At 67.2% G+C, this 18081-nt stretch carries 24 protein-coding genes; 14 read left to right on the top strand and 10 right to left on the bottom strand.

All coding sequences use genetic code 11. The features are described from left to right. Nucleotides 1-17: 17 nt before the first annotated feature. Nucleotides 18-506 (top strand): NUDIX domain-containing protein, encoded by a 489-nt coding sequence (locus tag ACZ3HV_RS30925; RefSeq protein ID WP_465689341.1) that lies wholly within the window; start codon nucleotides 18-20, stop codon nucleotides 504-506. On the opposite strand, the gene ACZ3HV_RS30920 is transcribed toward ACZ3HV_RS30925, so the two are convergent. Then, nucleotides 494-1213, bottom strand: coding sequence for a class I SAM-dependent methyltransferase (locus tag ACZ3HV_RS30920; RefSeq protein ID WP_465689339.1), 720 nt, complete (start codon nucleotides 1211-1213; stop codon nucleotides 494-496). The genes ACZ3HV_RS30925 and ACZ3HV_RS30920 overlap by 13 nt on opposite strands. A gap of 140 nt (nucleotides 1214-1353) precedes the next feature. Here ACZ3HV_RS30920 and ACZ3HV_RS30915 point away from each other — a divergent pair, with 140 nt between their 5' ends. Next, entirely contained in the window at nucleotides 1354-2181 is an 828-nt protein-coding gene (locus ACZ3HV_RS30915) for an AAC(3) family N-acetyltransferase (RefSeq protein ID WP_465689337.1), read from the top strand. A 130-nt stretch (nucleotides 2182-2311) separates the two neighbouring features. Beyond that, nucleotides 2312-3787 carry a M28 family metallopeptidase gene (locus tag ACZ3HV_RS30910; protein WP_465689335.1) on the top strand — a complete coding sequence of 492 codons (1476 nt, stop codon included), beginning with the start codon at nucleotides 2312-2314 and terminating at the stop codon, nucleotides 3785-3787. Nucleotides 3788-3822: 35 nt separating this feature from the next. On the opposite strand, the gene ACZ3HV_RS30905 is transcribed toward ACZ3HV_RS30910, so the two are convergent. The 3 genes from ACZ3HV_RS30905 to ACZ3HV_RS30895 form a co-directional block, all read right to left on the bottom strand. Then, entirely contained in the window at nucleotides 3823-4848 is a 1026-nt protein-coding gene (locus ACZ3HV_RS30905; protein WP_465689333.1) for an NADPH:quinone reductase, read from the bottom strand. Nucleotides 4849-4917: 69 nt separating this feature from the next. Beyond that, nucleotides 4918-5733 carry an alpha/beta fold hydrolase gene (locus ACZ3HV_RS30900; RefSeq protein ID WP_465689331.1) on the bottom strand — a complete coding sequence of 272 codons (816 nt, stop codon included), beginning with the start codon at nucleotides 5731-5733 and terminating at the stop codon, nucleotides 4918-4920. Nucleotides 5734-5804: 71 nt separating this feature from the next. Next, nucleotides 5805-6629 (bottom strand): alpha/beta fold hydrolase, encoded by an 825-nt coding sequence (locus ACZ3HV_RS30895; protein WP_465689329.1) that lies wholly within the window; start codon nucleotides 6627-6629, stop codon nucleotides 5805-5807. 263 nt (nucleotides 6630-6892) lie between these two features. Between ACZ3HV_RS30895 and ACZ3HV_RS30890 the strand changes: the two genes are divergently transcribed. From ACZ3HV_RS30890 to ACZ3HV_RS30880, 3 genes are all read left to right on the top strand, one after another. Further along, nucleotides 6893-7714 (top strand): class I SAM-dependent methyltransferase, encoded by an 822-nt coding sequence (locus ACZ3HV_RS30890; protein WP_465689327.1) that lies wholly within the window; start codon nucleotides 6893-6895, stop codon nucleotides 7712-7714. Nucleotides 7715-7757: 43 nt separating this feature from the next. After that, nucleotides 7758-8294 (top strand): DinB family protein, encoded by a 537-nt coding sequence (locus ACZ3HV_RS30885; RefSeq protein WP_360362523.1) that lies wholly within the window; start codon nucleotides 7758-7760, stop codon nucleotides 8292-8294. 125 nt (nucleotides 8295-8419) lie between these two features. Next, complete coding sequence (locus ACZ3HV_RS30880) at nucleotides 8420-8926, top strand: GNAT family N-acetyltransferase (protein WP_465689324.1); 507 nt, start codon at nucleotides 8420-8422, stop codon at nucleotides 8924-8926. A 15-nt stretch (nucleotides 8927-8941) separates the two neighbouring features. Here ACZ3HV_RS30880 and ACZ3HV_RS30875 read toward each other — a convergent pair whose 3' ends face one another. The 4 genes from ACZ3HV_RS30875 to ACZ3HV_RS30860 are packed head-to-tail and all read right to left on the bottom strand — an operon-like array spanning nucleotide 8942 to nucleotide 10348. Further along, nucleotides 8942-9208 (bottom strand): hypothetical protein, encoded by a 267-nt coding sequence (locus tag ACZ3HV_RS30875; protein WP_465689322.1) that lies wholly within the window; start codon nucleotides 9206-9208, stop codon nucleotides 8942-8944. Further along, on the bottom strand, nucleotides 9189-9389 hold the full coding sequence (locus ACZ3HV_RS30870) for a hypothetical protein (RefSeq protein WP_360362532.1): 201 nt from the start codon (nucleotides 9387-9389) through the stop codon (nucleotides 9189-9191). The genes ACZ3HV_RS30875 and ACZ3HV_RS30870 overlap by 20 nt, the downstream gene beginning before the upstream one ends. Continuing rightward, nucleotides 9386-9565 (bottom strand): hypothetical protein, encoded by a 180-nt coding sequence (locus ACZ3HV_RS30865; RefSeq protein ID WP_465689320.1) that lies wholly within the window; start codon nucleotides 9563-9565, stop codon nucleotides 9386-9388. Before ACZ3HV_RS30865 ends, ACZ3HV_RS30870 begins: the two co-directional genes overlap by 4 nt. An 18-nt stretch (nucleotides 9566-9583) precedes the next feature. Further along, nucleotides 9584-10348 carry a hypothetical protein gene (locus ACZ3HV_RS30860; RefSeq protein WP_465689318.1) on the bottom strand — a complete coding sequence of 255 codons (765 nt, stop codon included), beginning with the start codon at nucleotides 10346-10348 and terminating at the stop codon, nucleotides 9584-9586. A 348-nt stretch (nucleotides 10349-10696) separates the two neighbouring features. On the opposite strand from ACZ3HV_RS30860, the gene ACZ3HV_RS30855 reads away from it, so the two are divergent. From ACZ3HV_RS30855 to bfr, 4 genes are all read left to right on the top strand, one after another. Next, nucleotides 10697-11197 (top strand): histidine phosphatase family protein, encoded by a 501-nt coding sequence (locus ACZ3HV_RS30855; protein WP_465689316.1) that lies wholly within the window; start codon nucleotides 10697-10699, stop codon nucleotides 11195-11197. Nucleotides 11198-11744: 547 nt separating this feature from the next. Beyond that, nucleotides 11745-12317: a hypothetical protein gene (locus ACZ3HV_RS30850; RefSeq protein WP_465689314.1), complete on the top strand. Its 573-nt coding sequence runs from the start codon at nucleotides 11745-11747 to the stop codon at nucleotides 12315-12317. A 71-nt stretch (nucleotides 12318-12388) separates the two neighbouring features. Beyond that, entirely contained in the window at nucleotides 12389-12598 is a 210-nt protein-coding gene (locus ACZ3HV_RS30845; protein WP_465689312.1) for a (2Fe-2S)-binding protein, read from the top strand. Then, nucleotides 12585-13073: a bacterioferritin gene (bfr, locus tag ACZ3HV_RS30840; protein WP_465689310.1), complete on the top strand. Its 489-nt coding sequence runs from the start codon at nucleotides 12585-12587 to the stop codon at nucleotides 13071-13073. Before ACZ3HV_RS30845 ends, bfr begins: the two co-directional genes overlap by 14 nt. Here the strand turns inward: bfr and ACZ3HV_RS30835 are convergent. Together ACZ3HV_RS30835 and ACZ3HV_RS30830 are read right to left on the bottom strand one after the other, a co-directional pair. Next, complete coding sequence (locus tag ACZ3HV_RS30835; RefSeq protein ID WP_465689307.1) at nucleotides 13070-14080, bottom strand: aminoglycoside phosphotransferase family protein; 1011 nt, start codon at nucleotides 14078-14080, stop codon at nucleotides 13070-13072. The genes bfr and ACZ3HV_RS30835 overlap by 4 nt on opposite strands. Before the next feature lie 208 nt (nucleotides 14081-14288). Then, a complete protein-coding gene (locus ACZ3HV_RS30830; RefSeq protein WP_465689305.1) occupies nucleotides 14289-15659 on the bottom strand; it encodes an FAD-binding oxidoreductase in 1371 nt (456 codons plus the stop codon). Between the two features lie 139 nt (nucleotides 15660-15798). Here ACZ3HV_RS30830 and ACZ3HV_RS30825 point away from each other — a divergent pair, with 139 nt between their 5' ends. From ACZ3HV_RS30825 to ACZ3HV_RS30810, 4 genes are all read left to right on the top strand, one after another. Beyond that, complete coding sequence (locus tag ACZ3HV_RS30825) at nucleotides 15799-16497, top strand: winged helix-turn-helix transcriptional regulator (RefSeq protein WP_465689304.1); 699 nt, start codon at nucleotides 15799-15801, stop codon at nucleotides 16495-16497. 276 nt (nucleotides 16498-16773) lie between these two features. After that, complete coding sequence (locus ACZ3HV_RS30820; protein WP_465689302.1) at nucleotides 16774-17115, top strand: transposase; 342 nt, start codon at nucleotides 16774-16776, stop codon at nucleotides 17113-17115. Then, nucleotides 17112-17378: a hypothetical protein gene (locus tag ACZ3HV_RS30815; RefSeq protein WP_465689300.1), complete on the top strand. Its 267-nt coding sequence runs from the start codon at nucleotides 17112-17114 to the stop codon at nucleotides 17376-17378. Before ACZ3HV_RS30820 ends, ACZ3HV_RS30815 begins: the two co-directional genes overlap by 4 nt. Beyond that, nucleotides 17333-17926, top strand: coding sequence for an IS3 family transposase (locus tag ACZ3HV_RS30810; RefSeq protein ID WP_465689298.1), 594 nt, complete (start codon nucleotides 17333-17335; stop codon nucleotides 17924-17926). The genes ACZ3HV_RS30815 and ACZ3HV_RS30810 overlap by 46 nt, the downstream gene beginning before the upstream one ends. Nucleotides 17927-18081: the final 155 nt, after the last annotated feature.

The raw sequence follows: 18081 nt of genomic DNA, 5'->3' as shown, positions 1-18081 counted from the left end.
CGCCTACCCTCTCATCGATGACATTTGAAGGCTCATACCTGTGGGAGCTCCGCCAGCGGGTGGGCCCGCGGCTGCTGCTGATGCCGGGCGCCCAGGTGCTGGTGGTGGACTCGGACGATCGGATCCTCTTCCAGCGAAGCCGGGACTCCGGATTATGGGAGCTGCCTGCCGGTGCCGCCGAACCGGGCGACAGCTTCCGTACGGCGGCGGCCCGGGAACTCTTCGAGGAGACCGGGCTTCGGGTGGAGGCCCAGGATCTGGTTCCGTTCGCCAGCCTGTCGGAGGCGGATCTGCATACGCTCACCTATCCCAACGGCGACGTGCTGCAGTGCTTCGCGTTGTGCTTCGAGGCCCGCGTTTGGACCGGCTCCCTGGTGGCGGATCCTGGAGAGGTCCTGGATCTGGGGTTCTTCGAGCGGCCGCCGGCTGAGCTCCATCCGCCGACGAAGGTGGTGCTGGAGTTGTACGCCGCCTATCGCGAATCGGGAGTGTTTCAGGCCCGATAGGCCACGGTGACGATGTTCTCGCTGGTGGGAGTGAGGGGGCCTCGGGACCAGTCGCCGTACTGCGCCTCGACATCGAAGCCGGTCTTGATGAGTACGGCGTTCAGGGTGTCGACCCCGAGGAAGTTGAGGGTGGCGCGGTCGGTGCGGAGCGGGGTGTTGTCCCGGAGGGCGGTCGTTTCGGTGAAGGTGACGGCGTCGCCCTCGACCTGCTCGACGTGATAGATCATCCGGAGTTCGCGGCCGGCGTGGTCGACGACGTCGTACGGGTTGGACGGGTTCCAGCTCTCCCACTCGCGGACTTCCGGGTTGCGGGTGCCGAACACGAACCGTCCGCCGTCGACGAGCGCCGTACGGATCTTGACGAGTGATTCCTCCAGGTCCGCCACGAGGAACTGGAACGCGTTGCTCGCCATCACCGCGACGTCGAACTCATTCACCCACGCGATGTCCGCGGCCTTGCCCTCGACCCACTCGGCGTCTGGCACCCGTTGCCGCGCCCGATCCAGCATCGCCACATCCGGATCGATCCCCGCGAGCCGTCCGGTGTGTCCATCCTGCCGAGCTTTCGCGAGGAGCGATCCCGTCCCGCAGCCCACGTCGAGCACACTGCCCGCGCCCATCACCAAGGACAGGTAGAAGTCGTCGCTCTCGCCCCACCGGTTGAGCAGGTCGTAAAGCTCGGCCGCATCGGCGTCGGAGTACCCCATCCCCCCACCTTCTCCTACCCTGCAACTGATTTTGCTCCCCTGGCACCCGGGACGCCCGGCCGACGGCAATTCGTGCGATGCGGGTATCTCGGGTGGAAAATGGTAGGCGAATTCACTGGTCGGGGTGAGATATTTTCGGGATGCGCGCGGTCACGGGACACGACATTGTGGACGGGTTGTACAGGCTTGGTCTGGATCGGTCGTCGAGTGTGATTGTGCATTCGTCGCTCAGTTCGTTCGGGTACGTCGATGGTGGTGCAGAGGCGGTGTGTCACGCGCTGACGTCGGTGTGCGGGACGCTGCTGCTGCCAGGCGGGACCTGGGATCTCACCGGCGTCCCGGCACCTCCCGGTCTTGTCCGACCGGACAATGCTTACCCGATGGCTGAGACCTGGCCGGAGTTCGACGAGAAGTTGTCCAAGGCAACTAGCTTCCGGATGGATCTGCCGGTCGATCGCTGGCTGGGGCGGATCCCCGACACGTTCCGGCTGGCGCACTCGCCGTTGCGCACCTCGCATCCGCTCTTCTCCTATCTCGCGGCCGGGCCGGACGCCGAGCGGCTGCTCGCCGCGCAACGCCTGGACTGGCCGCTCGGCCCGATCGAGGCGCTCGACGGCGACGTACTGCTGATCGGCGTCGACCACACGACCAACACGACGATGCACCTGGCCGAGCAACTCCTCGGCCGCTCGCGCTTCTACCGCTACGCGAAGACCGCCGAGGGCGTGTGCACGGAGCTCCCCAACATCCCCGGTGACAGTCACCGCTTCGACGCCATCGAGCCCGAACTGCGCTCGGCGACGAAGGAGGTCCGGATCGGACGCGCGCGAGTACGTCGCATCCCGAAGGACGCCGTACTCGCGGTCACCACGCGCCTGATCCTGGACGACCCGGCGGCCCTGCTCTGCACCGACGATCCCGCCTGCCGCTGCGCCGCCGCACTTAACCAACGGTTACGCGTCGCCTGAATTCGATCAGAAACCAATGCAAACATTTCTCTTTCAGAAAGGCTGAGGTCTGGCCGGGCGTCATTCGCCCGGTTAGATTGCCGGCAGCGTGCGACCTGGGGGACTCGTCAATTCGCTTTGTGGGGGAACCATGCGCGTTTTCCGTCGTCGTGGCGCCGCCGGCGCCGTCACTCTCACTCTGGCCGTCGCCGTGGTGGCAGTACAGCAGGCACCGGCCAGTGCCGTTCCGAAGGACGAGCAGTACGCCGAACTGCTCGTCAAGAAGGTGGACGGCAAGAACGTCGAGAAACACCTGGTCGCCTTGCAGGCGATCGCCAGTGCCAACGGCAACACCCGCGCCGCCGGGACGAAGGGTTACGACCTGTCGGCTGCCTATGTCGCGCTTCAGTTGAAGGCCGCCGGGTACAAGGTCACGCTCGACCCGATCAACTTCGTCGAGGCCTGGGTGGAGAACAGTCCACCGGTGCTGCAGCAGACGGCCCCGGTCAACAAGACGTACGTGCCGAACCAGGAGTTCTTCACGTTCCAGCCGTCGCCGCCCGGTGACGTGACGGCGCAGGTCCAAGCTGTCGACCTGACCCTGCCGCCGACACCGGCTCCGTCATCGACCAGCGGGTGCGAGACATCCGACTTCGCCGGTTTCGTGACCGGCCGGATCGCGCTCATCCAGCGCGGGACGTGCCCGTTCGCGACCAAGGTACGCAACGCGGGCTTGGCGGGCGCGTCCGGCATCATCATCTTCAACGAAGGCCAGCCGGGCCGGACCGACGCGTTCCCGCTGGACATCGGCGAATGGCGAGCCGGGATCCCGATGGTGTTCGCCAGTTTCGCCATCGGTAACGAGCTCGCCGCCGGCCCCGCGACCACGGTCCGGCTGAAGGTCGATTCCACCTTGACCCTCGGCACCGACACCAACGTGATCGCCGAGACCAAGAAGGGCGACCCGAACAACGTCGTCATGGTCGGAGCACACCTCGACAGCGTCCCGGCGGGACCGGGGATCAACGACAACGGCTCGGGTACCGCCGCGATCCTCGAGACCGCGCTGCAGATCGGGAACTTCCCGGTGAAGAACAAGGTCCGGTTCGGGTTCTGGGCGGCCGAGGAGATCGGGCTGCTGGGCTCCGACCAGTACGTCGAGGGCCTGTCCGCCGTGGAGCGCGACCGGATCCGGCTCTACCTCAACTTCGACATGGTCGCGTCACCGAACTACGCCTACAAGGTGTACGACGGCGACGACTCCGACGCGACCGGTGCACCGGCCGGACCGCCCGGCTCGGCCCAGATCGAGAACCAGCTGACGTCGTTCTTCGACAGCCGCGGCCTCGGTCACGTCGGCACCGACTTCGACGGCCGCTCCGACTACGGCCCGTTCATCGCGGCCGGCATCCCCGCCGGCGGCATCTTCACCGGCGCCGAGGGCATCAAGACTGCCGCGGAAGCCGCGCTCTTCGGCGGCACGGCGGGCGTCGCGTACGACGTCTGCTACCACCAGGCCTGCGACACCATCGCCAACGTCAACTCCACCGCGCTGGACGTCAACTCCGACGCCATCGCCGACTCCACCGCCCGCTTCGCCTTCAACCTCAGCAGCATCCCCAACTAACTCTGGCGAGAGCTGACCGGGGGCACGTCCCCCGGTCAGTCCCTCAGGTCGATGAGGACCTTGCCGACGATGCTTTGCTGCACGGCTGCGTGGGCATCGGCGGCCTGCTCGAGGGTGTAGTGGTGCAGCGGGAGCCCAGCCTCAGGCCCGACGCGTACGGCGCCGGCCTGGACCGCGGCGGTGAGATCGCCCAGGGCACGTGGGCGCCAGGAGTCCGGGGCGGTGTAGAGCAGAACGAATTGCCACCGCACGTTCGGCACCATCGACGGCCGTACCGGCAACTCCATGGTGTTGCCTCCGTCGGTGGCGTAGACCGCGACGGATCCATGCAACGCGACCACCTCGGCGTCGATGGCCGCGTTCGCCGCGGGAGACACCTCGACGATCGTGTTCACGCCGTGCGGCGCGATCGCGCGTACCTCCTCGACGACGTTCTGCTGTTTGTAGTTGATGACGTGGTCGGCGCCCGCCAGCGCGGCCAGGTTGCCCTTCTCCGGGCTGCTCACCGTCGTGATCACGGTGGCGTCCGACCACCGCGCCAGCTGGATCGCGGCGTTGCCGACCGCGCCCGCGCCGCCGGCCACCAGGACGGTACGACCGGCCAGCCTCCCCGGCCCGAGATGTTCAGGCCCGTCCTCGGTCACCGTCAGACAGCGGTGGGCCGTCAAGAACGGCACACCGAGACTGGCACCGAGGTCGTACGACGCTTCGTCCGGCAGCGGCACCACATGCCGCACCGGGACCACGGCGTACTCCTGCGCCGTACCTCCGGAGGGACGCAGATGGGCCGCCTCCCAGATCCAGACGCGGCGACCCTCGAGCCCCACGTCGACACCTTCACCGACGGCGTCCACGGCACCGGAGCCGTCCTGATTCGGCACCTGCGGCGGGTCGACCGGCGTACCGGCTTCACTGCCCTGGCGCGACTTCCAGTCGGTCGGGTTGACCCCGGACCGGTGGATGCGCACCCGCACCTGGCCCGGCCCGGGCTCAGGCATCGCCCTGTCGACGAGCTTCAGAACACTGGGATCACCGGTCATCGAGTACTCGATCGCACGCACCCCACGACGCTACCTCGCGGCCCACTCGGCGACGAGAGGGCGCCGCTGCCGAGCGGCGCCCTCCTGGAGTCACCGGGTGGCTCGGGCGGCTTGTTCTATGACCTTGGTGATGGGGGCCGGGTTGGAGATCAGGCCGAGGTGGCCGGCCTTGATTCGGGTGATCTCGGAGTTGGCCCGGGTCGCCATGAAGAGCTGGGCCTCCGGGGTGATGATCAGGTCACGGGTGCCGAGGACGTACCAGGACGGGATCGTGTCGTACGCCGGCGTACCGGACGGCTCGAAACCGGCGCTGAGCGTCAGGGGGCGCTGGGACGGGTAGAGGTTCTCGGCCTCGCGGCGGGGGACACCGGACGCGAACGACGTCAGGAAGGTGTCGCGCTTGAGGTAGAGGTCCACGTCACCGGCGGGCGCGCCGGGGTAGGGGACGAAGTCGAAGACGTTCTCGGGCGGGACGGCCAGGGCGGAGTCCGCGCCGGCCAGCGGGAAGATCGGTTCTCCCGCCGCGGGGGCGAAGGCGTCGACGTACACCAGCGCCTTGACGTTCGGGTTGCCGGTCGCCGCGTTGGTGATGACGGCACCGCCGTACGAGTGGCCGACCAGGACGATCGGGCCGGACAAGGTGGACAGGAAGTCCCTGATGGTTGCGGCGTCGCTGCTGAGCAGGCGCAGCGGGTTCGGTGGCACGCGGACGGTGTAGCCGTCGTCCAGGAGGCGACTGGTGACCTTGGCCCAGCTGGATCCGTCCGCCCAGGCGCCGTGCACCAGCACGATCGTCGGTTTGGGTTTGTCCGGGTGTGACGCCGCCGCAGGACTGGCCGCGGCCAGCACCACGGCCAGTACTGCGACCAGCACGGTCAGCAAGCGTTTGAGATGCGAGCGGTGCATCGAAAAATCCTTTCGTCAAGCGACTGTCGCCATGGGAGGGCGCTGATGCATGACGAACTGAAGGGGCCGGGCTATGACCGCAGGAACTCCAGCAGGTCGGCGTTGACCACATCGGCGTGCGTGGTCGGCATACCGTGCGGGAAGTCCTTGTAGGTCTTGAGGACGCCGTTCTGCAGGAGCGCGGCGGACTTGGGGCCCGAAGCGACGTACGGAACGATCTGGTCGTCCTCGCTGTGCATCACCAGCACCGGGATCGTGATCCGCCGCAGGTCCTCGGTGAAGTCGGTCTGGGAGAAGGCGACGATGCCGTCGTAGTGGGCCTTCGCCCCGCCCATCATGCCCTGCCGCCACCAGTTGGCGATGACCGCTTCGGACGACTCCACGCCCGGCCGGTTGAACCCGTAGAACGGGCCGGAGGGCAGCGCCCGGTAGAACTCCGACCGGTTGGCCGCGAGCTGGGCCTGCAGGTCGTCGAAGACGTCCTTGGGCAGACCTTCGGGGTTGGCGTCGGTCTTCACCATCAGCGGCGGCACCGCGCAGAGCAGTGCGGCCTTGGCAGCCCGTCCTTCGCCGTGCCGAGCCAGGTAGTGCGTGACCTCACCGCCACCGGTCGAGTGGCCGACGTGGATGGCGTCGTGCAGGTCGAGATGTTCGACGACCGCGGCGAGGTCGTCGGCGTAGTGGTCCATGTCGTGACCGCCGCCGGTCTGCGTGGACCGGCCGTGGCCGCGGCGGTCGTGCGCGACGACGCGATAACCGTGCTGCAGGAAGAACAGCATCTGGTTGTCCCAGTCGTCGGCCGACAACGGCCATCCGTGACTGAAGACGATCGGCTGCCCGTCGCCCCAGTCCTTGTAGAAGATTTCGGTACCGTCGCTGGTCGTGATCGTTCCCACGGTGGTGCCCCCTTAGAAGGTCATCCAGGCATGACTCAATCAGACCGAACAGGCTCCCCACGGCCCCAGGCCCTCGGTCTCGGCGATCAGCACGAAACCCTTTGTCCACAACAGGTTCGGTGGCCTCGCCACCCCCACGACACCTTAACCCTCGCCCGCCGATCTGAGGAGCCCCGAAATCATGCGGTGGGGGTGATGCCGGCCGGCGGGGTGGCGGGCAGGGTAGGCGCGAAGTCCACCCGTCAATCGGAGGGAGGATCCCGATGGGGATCACACTTCCGGCCTTCACGCCGCTCGAGGACAGCCTGTGGTTGACGCTCTGCTGCCGCGCACTCGACTACCGCTCGCCACGTCCGGTCCTCGGTGACGCCATGGCCGACCAGATCGTCCGTACGGTCGACTACGACTACAAGCGGCTCAACATCGGCACCAACCTGCTGCTCAACGCGACCATCCGGGCGAAGAAGATGGATGAGGTGGCGTCGAGGTACCTGACCCGGAACCCGAATGCCATCGGGCTCGACCTGGGCGCCGGGCTCGACACCCGCCGGCAGCGGCTCGCCCCGCCGGACACCGTCGACTGGTACGACGTCGACTTCCCGGTCGTCGCCACCGCGCGCCGCGAGCTGATCCCGGAGCGCCCGCACTCGCACGTCATCGGTGCCGACGTGACCGAGAAGGGCTGGCTGGACGGCGTACCCAGCGACCGGCCGGCGATCATCGTGGCCGACGGCCTGATGGGGTTCCTCAGCCAGGAAGAGCTGGCGGGACTGTTCGACCAGCTGCTCACCCACTTCCCCAGCGGCGAGATGGTGTTCAACAGCTACACCAAGTTCGCGGTCTTCGCGGCGCGGCACTCGCGCGGCACCGCGTCGGTCGCTGAGCTGATCAAGTTCCCCGGTGTCGACGATCCGCGCGACTTCGAGAAGTGGAACCCGAAGCTGCAACTGATCAAGGAGATCCTGATCAGCCGCGAACCCGAGGTCGCCAGCTTCCCGAACCCGCTGCGCCTCTACTACCGGGCCCAGGCTCGCAGCACCTCGTGGTCCCGCAAGGGAACCATCGTTCTGCACTACCGCTTCTGAGTAGAGGTCACAAACTGACCGCTATGGCTTCTAGGGTCGGAGTATGACGACGAACGAGCAGACCGTGACCGGGGAACGTGCCGACATCCTCGACTTCCTCGCCAAGCACCGCTACTTCCTGCGCCACACGGCGCAGGGGCTGACCGACGAGCAGGCGAACACCCGCAGCACCGTCAGCGCGCTGACCGTCGGCGGCCTGATCAAGCACGTCACCGCGGTCGAGCGGTCGTGGGCCGAATTCGCGCAGCAGGGCGGCGGTGGCGGCAAGGAGGTCGCCGAGGAGATCGAGTACACCCCGGAGATGATCGCCGAGTGGGAGAACCAGTTCCGCCTCGCCGACGGGGAGACGCTGGCCGGCGTACTCGCGGAGTACGAGAAGGTCGCCGCCGCCACCGACGACCTGGTCCGCACGCTCGACCTCGACACCAGCTACGAGCTCCCGGCCGCCCCTTGGCAGCCGCCGGGCGTCTTCTGGACGGTCCGCCGCGTCTTCCTCCACATAACAGCCGAAACCGCACAGCACGCCGGCCACGCCGACATCATCCGGGAAACCATCGACGGCCAGAAAACCATGGGCTAGTCTCCGATCCCCCTGTCGGGCGGCCCGTTCCGGACATTCATTTTCGGACTAGAAACCTCGTGACCTTGTCGACGGCGCCGGGCTAGCCTGCGGACGTCTGGATGCCGGGACTCGGAGGATCTCTCGTGGGCGAGTTGGCGATCAGGGCGTTGCGCGACGACGACCCGGTGGTGATCTCGGCGGCGTTCACCGCAATCGGCTGGGACAAGCCGGTGACGCAGTACGAGAAGTACCTGGCGGACCAACGGTCCGGCTTGCGTAACGTGCTGGTGGCGACCGTAGACGACGAGTTCGCCGGCTATGTCACCGTCTGGTGGGAGTCGACGTACGAGCCGTTCAACGGGATCCCGGAGATCTCGGACTTCAACGTCCTGCCGAAGTTCCGCCGCCGCGGCATCGGCACCGCCCTCATGGACGCCGCCGAGACCCTGGTCGCCGAGCGTTCCGACACCGTCGGCATCGGCGTCGGCCTCTACGCCGACTACGGCACAGCCCAACGAATGTACGTACGCCGCGGCTACCTCCCCGACGGCCGAGGCCTCGTCTACAACGGCAAACAAGTCCCCCCAGGCGAAACAATCCGCAACGACGACGCCGCCAACCTAATGTTCACCAAACCCCTCAGCAGCTAACTCCGGTCCGCGCGCTCAGTGGTCCAGCGCCCGCAGATCGTCGATGCTTTCGTCGATCAAGCGCGCGGTCGGAGCGAGCCTTGCCCCGATCCCCTTGGGCGGGGTCTTGCTGCCCTCGTGGGCCGGCGCGCGGGCACTATCCGCAGGCGGGTCGAGGAACGAGACCGGTGACAGCAGGACCGTCCCCTCGACGGTCAGAAGCCGCAATCCAAGCAGCCGTGCGACCAGCGAGGTGCGTACGACGGCGCCGCCGGCCAGGGTGTTAGTTCCGGCTGGTCTCATCCAGATAGCTGTCGAGCCCGTTGCTCCCCGCTCGGGAAGGCTTGCCGCGTTGACGGCGAGCCTCGTCGAACCGCTGCGACGACCTCTGGACCGCCTCGACAATCTGAACATAGCGTTCACGTCCCGCCTTGGCCCCGAGCACGTACCCCACGCCGAACAGCGCCAGACTGCGCAGCTTCATTTCTTCTCCTTCTGGCGCCGCGAGGTGACCACAGCGCTGGCTGCGCTCACACCGATGGCCGCGGCAGTTGCGGCGAGGCTATTGCGCACCGCACCACGGCGCATCGCCTTCGTCGTGCCGGTCGCGATCTGATCGACGATTCGCTCCGTCCGGCTCTTCCTGTGCAACAGTCCCATGATCGTCTCCACTCCTGGCTAGCGCCGCTTCGACCCGGTCGAGCGTTTGAGGGCGGTCACCAGTTCGGTCTTGCTCATCGCCGACCTGCCCTTGACCTCCTCGGCCGTCGCGAGGTTCAGCAGGTCCGTTTTGGTCATCTCAGTGAGGTCGGCCTTGGCGTGACTCGGTCCGTTGCGCTTGCGCTGTACGGCGGCGCGAGATCGGACCTGTTCGGCCTCGCGGACCCGTTCATCGGCGCTCTTGGCCTCGCGATCGGCGTTCGCGGCAAGCTGCGCGGCCTGCCGGTGTGCCTCCTCGGCCGCAGCCTTCGTCGCCTCGGTGGCCTCGTCGGCCAGCCGCCTGGCCTCTGCGAGGCTGGCGGTCGCGTCGGCCATAGTCTGCTTCGCCTTCGACTGCGCCGCCTCGGCCTCCTCGCGGGCCTTCGCGACCCGGTCGTCCGCCTCCGCCTTCGCCTTTTGCACCATGCGGTCGGCGTCTGCCTGCGCGGAGGCCCGAGCCCGCTCGACCCGCGCATCCGCCTCGCGGCGGGCTTCGCCGACCTTGTCGTTGACTTCCTGGGCCTGCTCCCGCTCCACGTCACGCACGTACGCTCGGCACCGTTCGGCGACATGACGTGCCTCGTCGCTGTACGCCTTCGCCTCCTCGGCCTCGCGAACTGCCTCTTCCTCCGCCTGCTGGGCCTCGTCGGCCGCGGCTCTGGCTCGCTGAAGCCTCAGCTCGATCGAGTCGCCGACGGGCAGCACGTCCATCACGGATGCCCCCGCGTGGCGAGCGATGTCCACCAGGCCGCTTCCTGCCGACTGAGTCGCGCTACCCGCCGCGTCCTTCGTCGCTTCCAATGGCGTCAACGCCTTCGACAGCAGCCAAGTCGTGTTCCGAGGTAAGTCCTTCACCCCGCTACCCCAGGCCTTCACCAACCTGCCCGCAGCGCCTGTTCCGGCCATATCGCTGCCTCCCTGATCCTGATCCGCACGACCACATACCAGGCCCCCAGCCACTCCGCAGGTACCCGGCCCTCGCCACCACAAACTCCTGCCCGACTTGCTTTTGCAGCAGTACCCGTTGAACCGAGGCGGTGCGTAGGGCGTCAATCAGGGGATGGAGTCGTTGGCGGGCGGACGGAGTACCGGATGAGCAGGACGGCGACGCGTTATCTCTATCTCGTCAGGCATGGTGAGGCGCTGGCGGATGGGAGTGGGTTGAGTGAGCGTGGTCGTCGGCAGGCGGTGTTGCTTGGGCGGCGGCTGCGGGACGTGCCTTTGTCCAGCGTTCATCACGGTCCGCTTCCGCGGGCGGCGCAGACTGCACAGCTGGTCAAGGAGCAGCTTAAGAAGGAAGTCCCACAGGAGGTTTCGGAAGAGGCCGGAGACTATGTCCCCTACGTGCCGGAGAGGGACGAGCTGCCGGCGGAGTCGGCGGATTCCTTGCTCGGCTTCCTCCAGCAGTCGACAGCCGAGGAGCTCGAGCGCGGACCTGTGTTGGGCCGCCTGGCACCGGAGCGGTTTGCCGGGCCGGTGGATGGCGAGGACGATCGGCACGAGCTGGTGGTGACCCACAACTTTCTGTTCGGCTGGCTCGTGGGACATGCCATGGATGCGCCGAAGTGGCGGTGGCTCAACCTTGCCCACTGAAACGCCGCGCTGACTGTCCTTCTGTACGCTCCTGGCCAGCCCTCTTCGGTCGTCTTGTACAACGACATGCGGCATCTGATTGCAGAGCTGCGTTGGACCGGTTTCCCTGCAGAGCTGCACATCTGAGCTCGGCTTCCGGGGAGACGAGGAGGGCGTCACCTTCGGGTGACGCCCTCTCTGTGTGGTCAGGTGAGCAATGCTTTGGTGAGGCGGTCGGGCATTGAGGCGAAGGGGGGAGTGGCTGGAGGGGAGGGTGCGGACGGCGAACTTCCTGCTCTCGGTCTTCGAGGGCGGCTGCTCGATCGAGGCCGCGATGGCGCTGGCTCGCGTCGGCGGCATCGATCCGGCCGCGAGCTCTGACCGTGATCTGCTAACTGGCCGGCCAGCAGTTCGATCTGGAGAACGCCGTCGCCGCGGGCGAGGAGGCCGTCACGGCGACCGCTGACCTGTGGACGACCGCTTGGTCCAAGCAGGCGCTCGGGCTGGCGCTGGAGGTCGCGGGCGATCATCAGCGAGTGCCGTCCTGCTCACCGAAGCGAGGGCGGTGATGGATGCGAAGGGCAGTCACTGGTACGTCGCCGCGAACGACCTCATCACCTGTCTTCGATCACTCCGCACCGGCGATTTGGACGAGCTCGACACGGCGAGTCACGAAGTACTCAGCCGGGCTGCCTTGATCGGCTATAAACCGTTCCGCTGCTGGGCGTATCTGTTGTGCAGCCGGGTCGCGGAGCTCCGGGGCGAGACCGCGACAGCTCGTGCAGAGGCCGAACGAGCAGTCCACGCGGCCCGGCGTACCCAACTGAACCACTACGTGTCGTTCGCCTTAGTGCAGCTCGGTCGGACCGCTCTCCTCGACGACGACCAGGCCGCGGCCGAGGGGGCCTGCCGCGAAGCGGTGATGGCTGCCGAGTCAGGCGGCGCTGGCTGGTTCGCAGCCCTGGCCCGCGTCGGCCTCGCGGCGGCCATGCGCTCAAAGGGCGACGATCAGGGCGCGACCTCTGCGCTTCAAGAGGTCGTCGCCTGGGGCGCCAGTACCAATGCAACCGGTCGCCAGTTCTTCTACCTCGCCCTCGCCGGAGACCCCCGAACCCTGGCAGCCGAGGCGCTCAGCGGATGAAATGATCCCTCTGGTCCGATATCCGTGGCCGATCGTGACTGGCCGGCGATGGTTAGGGTAGCCTTTCCTGCGTGATCGTCTGCCACTGCGAGGTCGTCAGCGACCGCGACGTCGTCGAGAGCATCGACGACGGCGCTCGTACGGTCGCGCAGGTGTGCGGGGCGACCGGGGCCGGGCGGAACTGTGGTGGCTGCGTCTTCTCGTTGAAGCGGTTGTTATGCCAGCATGGGAGGTCGGTCTCGGCAGCCTCATTCACGGAGGTGGCAGGTGCAGCCGGTTAGCCCACGCGTCGTCGTACTGCTCAACGAGGCGCTCACACTCGAGTTGACGGTGATCAACGGGTACTTCCTGGAAGCCAGGATGCTCGACAACTGGGGATTCGGCCGGCTCGGCAAGGTCTTCTACGACCTGTCCATCGACGAGATGAAGGACGCCGACGAGCTGATCAACCGCATCCTGTTGTTCGACGGTCACCCGAACCTGCAGAAGCTCGGTGCCGTGACGGTCGGTGAGGACGCCCAGGAGATGCTCCGGCTGGGCCTCGAGAGCGAGCACTCCGCGGTGGCGAAGTTCAACGCCTCCGCCAAGGAGTGCCACGACCTCGGCGACCACGGCACCGCCGCGGTCTTCGAGGACATGGTCCGCGACGAGGAGAAACACGTCGACTGGTTCGAATCCCAACTCGACGCCATCGAACGAGTCGGCGCTCAGCAATACCTCGCCCAGCAAATAGACCCCGGCAACTCACCCGGCTAGAGCAACGGCGGCTTGCTGATCAGGGTCGTGCGGCCGTCGAGGAGATCGATGGCGGCGAGCGATGTGCGGTACCACCTCACGCTGCGCTGGAAGACCGACTGGAACAGATTGCTGATCACGGAGAACCGGAAGTCCCAGTAGCAGAGGTCCCAGCTGTAATCGTTCACACCGGCTTTGCGCAACGCCTCCCAGTAGCGCCGCAAGAGTTCGCGGTCCCGGCTGAGTCGATCGATGGACGGTACGACGGTCAGGCAGTAAGCCAGGTCGTGTGGCGCCAGGCCGGGCTTCAGCTCGGACCAGTCGATCACCTTCGGGCGCGGGTCGCCCGTGGTGAAGAAGATGTTGCCGAGGAAGTGGAAGTCGCCGTGGACGAGCGTGATCGCACGGCCGTCGGCGACGCGGGCCCGGAACTGGCGCTCCCACGCGTCGACGACCTCCGCGAGGACCGAGCGCTCCGCCGGCTCCAGTTCGGAGGTCGTGGCGAAGAATCGCTCGGCCTCACCGCGCACCGCGTCGGCATTGCGCGTGATCACGTCGGGCGGCCACGCTTGCGCCGTACTGGTCACCGACGGCTCCGAAACGCCGCTCAGGTAGTCCGGCACGTCGTTCCAGAAGTGGGCGTGGAAGTCGGCGAGCATGTCGATCGCGCCGTGTAGTTGTGCGTCCGAAACCTCAGCACCGACAACGTGATAGCCCATTGCGCCCAGGTCTTCGGACAGCAGCAGTACGTCGTCGCCGTGATCCTGGAAGCCGAGCAGCCGCGGCGCGGGATGGTTCCACTGCGGTGCCAGTTGCTGGAAGAAGCGGATCTCCTGGCGGGCCGCCGTGGCCCCGGCACCGTTCGCCCGCTTACCGATGACGGTGGTACTGGAGCCGTCCGTACGTCGCAGTCGCAGCCGAACAACCTCAGCCTGCGACGCCACGAACGTGTCCAGCACCTCCACTGCGGCCACCGGCGTACCTAGGGCCGCGCTGACATCGGGGACGGAGAACACTGTGCGGCTCATCGAGCACCATCCCACCACAGAAGCCCGCCCGCCGACTGATCCGTTGCCAGTGCAGCGGGGGCCTGGCGTAGCGTCGAAGACGGGGATGTTATGCAGCGCACGGTCTTCGTGGTCGCCGTTGCGGTGATTGGTGCGCACGTTGTCGATGACTCGTACTCCGCAGCCCAGCATCCGAACCCCCGGGTAGGCCTAGGCACGCCCTGATGCCTCAAGTGGGGTGGATGTTCCTGTTGTGGTGGAAGGTGTTGTCGGGGTCGTACTTGGCCTTGACCTCGGCGAGCCGCCGGTAGGTGTGATCGCCGTATGCCTCTCGGATACGACTGCTGTCGTCGTCGGCATCAAGGAAGTTGATGTAGACGCCGGCGGCTCGGTGTGGCTGGAGGGCTTGCAGGAACTGCCGCGCCCACGCGGTCTCGGCGGCGGCCAGTTCGCCGGCCTGGTCAGGCAACCACACTCCTTCGATGACGATGGTGTGGGCCACATCGCGACCGGCGTATGCGGTGGCGTCGTGGGGGATTCGGGCGACGGCGCCGCCCATGTGAAACATCGCCGCGTACGACCTGGGCGAACCGGCGGTGTAGGCGTGCTCGGCGATGACAGCGATGGCGTCGTCGGAGAGTCCGGCGAGGTTCGTGGACTTCCAGTAGTAGTGCCAGCCATGGGGAACGGTGTCGTCGATGGCACTCTGGTGCGCGACGTACGGCGTGGGCGCGAGCAGGTCCGCGAGCGGCGTCCCGAACCGCCGCAGGCTCCGCACGGCACGCTCGCCGTCTTCCACGGCGCCGGCGTAGCAGCACGCAACAGCGATCGCCGGCCGCCAGTGCAGGTCATCGGGGATGGCCGGCCAGGGTGGGACCGTGCCGAGCCTGACCACGCTGCCGAGCTCGTCGGGGGCATCGGCAACGAAGTCCCGGTAGAAGCGCAGTACCTCCGCGGTGTCCTCGGCCGCCCAGAAGACGGCACCGGCGACGACGTCCGGGCCTACGGAGTGCAGCGCGAACTGGAACGAGGTGACGATGCCGAAGTTGCCGCCGCCGCCTCGTAGGGCCCAGAACAGGTCGGGGTGTTCGTCGGTGGACGCCCGAACGATGCTGCCCTCGGCGGTGACCACCTCGGCGGCCAGCAAGTTGTCCACGGCGAGCCCGTGTTTGCGCATGAGCCAGCCGAGGCCGCCACCGAGGGTGAGCCCGGCGACGCCGGTGTGGCTCACGATGCCGCCGGTGGTGGCCAGACCGTGGGCCTGCGTCTCGTGGTCGACGTCGCTCCAGAGGGCACCTCCCTGGACCCAGGCGGTGCGGCCCGCGGGGTCGACCCACACGGCCCGCATCGCCGAGAGGTCGATGACGATCCCGTCGTCGCATACCGCCGTACCGGCCACGTTGTGACCGCCGCCACGTACTGCGACCTCCAGGTCATGGTCGTGGGCGAAGCGCAGAGCCGCGACCACGTCGGCGGTCCCACTGCAGCAAGCGATCAGCCGGGGGTGCCGGTCGATGACGCCGTTCCACACCGCTCGGGCGGCGTCGTAGTCGGTGTGGTCGGCGGTGATCAGCCGGCCCAGGAACCCGTCGATCTCCATGGCGGTCACCTTCTCGCTCGGGTGGCCGACCTCGCCGGCCGTTTCGCTGTCGACGGCACCATCGCATCGCGGTCGCTCAGGGCCGTGAAGTCAAGAATCTGGACTTCACACGCGAGAGCCGCCGCAAGACACTGGCGTCGTGAGGACATACGGCCAGTACTGCCCCATCTCCCGCGGCGCCGAGATCTTCGCCGAGCGCTGGACGCCGCTGATCGTCCGCAACCTGTATCTGGGGTGCGGCACCTTCAGCGAGATCCTGGAGGGCGCGCCCGGGCTCTCTCGCACCCTGCTCTCGCAGCGGCTCAAGCAGCTCGAACGGTTCGGCATCGTCAGCTCGGCACTCAAGCCCGGCGGGCGTGGGCGCCACTACGAGCTCGCACCCGCGGGGCAGGGCCTGTTCAAGGTCTGCGTGTCGCTCGGCGAGTGGGGTGCCGCCTGGCTCGAGATCGCCCCCGAGCACCTCGATCCCTTTGTCGCCCTGTGGTCGATGTGCAACCTGCTGCGCCGAGACCGGCTCCCTGGCGGGCGCGTCGTCGTCCGCTTCGACTTCACCGGCCGCCAACGCCCCGAGCGGTACTGGCTGCTGATCGAGCACGGCGACACCGAGCTTTGCAAGACCTACCCCGGCCTCGATGAGGACCTCTACATCACGGCGGAAGCCGAAGCCTTCGTCAAATGGCACGCCGGCCAGCTCAGCTGGGCCGACGCCACCCGCAACCGCCGCATCCAGCTCCACGGCCCGTCGTCGCTCGTCCGAGCCTTCCCCACCTGGAACGCGCGCAGTGCCTTCGCCCACATCAAGCCGGTCCCCCGCACTACGGCGACCTCCGCAGCCTGACCGGACGGCTACACGCCCTGACCGGGGCCCAACGACCGAGGGCACCACCATCACTGAACTGCTCCCCGGAAGTTGGACTGAGGTTTTTGGTTCCGACTCCTGGGGAGCAGTTGTACGGGTGGACGTAGTTGGTTGTCTGGGGAGCAGCGGGTCGCGGCGGTAGCGTTGTTCGAGGCTGGCTGGGCCAGGCATGCGGTCGCGACGCGGCTGGGTGTGGGGGATTCGGCGGTGGGCCGGTTGTATGGCCGGTGGCGGGTTCGAGGTATGGGAGCGTTGGTGACGAAGCCGACGAAACGGGTCTTCTCGTTCGAGGTCAAGCGTGAGGTGGTACGGCGCTTCCTGGCGGGTGGGCCGAAGGTCGCTGTCGCGCAGGAGTTCGATCTGTCGTCGCCGAAGCTGGTCGAGACCTGGGCCCGGAAGTACTGCAACGAGGGCGAGGATGGGCTGCGTCCGAAGCGGGCTGGGCGGCCGCCGGGCTCACGGTCAGGACCAGACGGTGCACGCCAGGATGCACACCGGGATGCACACCAGGACGCGGCCAGTGAGTTGGAGCAGCTTCGCCGGGAGAACGAGCGGTTGCGGGCGGAGAACGCCTACCTGGGAAAATTGCGGCCTTGAGAGCGCGCGAGCGACGGGCTCAAGCCGTCATCGCTGTCAAGGCCGATCACCGTCTGGAGGTGTTGCTGGAGGTCGCCCGGCTGGCCCGGTCGACGTTCTTCTACCACCAGGCCCGCCTCGCCCTGCCTGATCCACAGGCCGATCTGAAGGCCGCCATCCGGGACGTGTTCGAGGAGAACAAGGGCCGCTCCGGGCATCGCCGTGTCCACCGTGAACTGTGCGCGCCGGGTGGCGGGTCGCGAAGAAGACCGTCCTCAAGCTGATGCGGCACCTCGGGCTTGTCTGCCTGGTCCGGCGCCGCCGCCGCTACAACTCGTTCAAGGGCGAGGTCGGCAAGATCGCCGAGAACCTGCTGGGCCGCGACTTCACCGCGACCGCCCCGAACCAGAAATGGGTCACCGACGTCACCGAGTTCAGCATCGGCCAAGGCAAGATCTACCTCTCACCGGTCATGGACCTGTTCGACCGGCAGATCATCGCCTGCTCCATCAGCGACTCACCCAACCTCGCGCTGACGAACTCCTGCCTCACGCAGGCACTCACAACCCTCGAACCCGGTCACGCCGTCCTGGTCCACTCCGACCAGGGATTCCAGTACCAACACCCCTCCTGGCAGGCCCTGCTCACCGACGCCGGCGCGACCCAGTCGACGTCCCGCAAGGGCAACTGCCTCGACAATGCAGTCATCGGGAGCTTCTTCGGACACCTCAAAGAAGAACTCTTCCACCACACAACGTTCACCAGCACCAACGCGCTCACCGCCGCGCTCCACGACTACCTCAGCCGGTACACAACCACCGCATCTCACTAGCACTCGAGGGCCTGAGCCCGGTGCGATACCGGACCCAGACCCTCGCGGCATAGGCTCTTACCTAGCCTCGGCGTTTCACGGGAATTTGGACAACACGTGAGGTGAAAAGGCGAGAGTGCCTTGTCTGTAAGGGAAAATTGGGCTTGCGAAGGACC

The organism is Kribbella sp. NPDC020701 (assembly GCF_055562215.1).
Note: the sequence above shows the minus strand (reverse complement) of the source record. Positions and strands in the feature narration are given on the sequence as shown.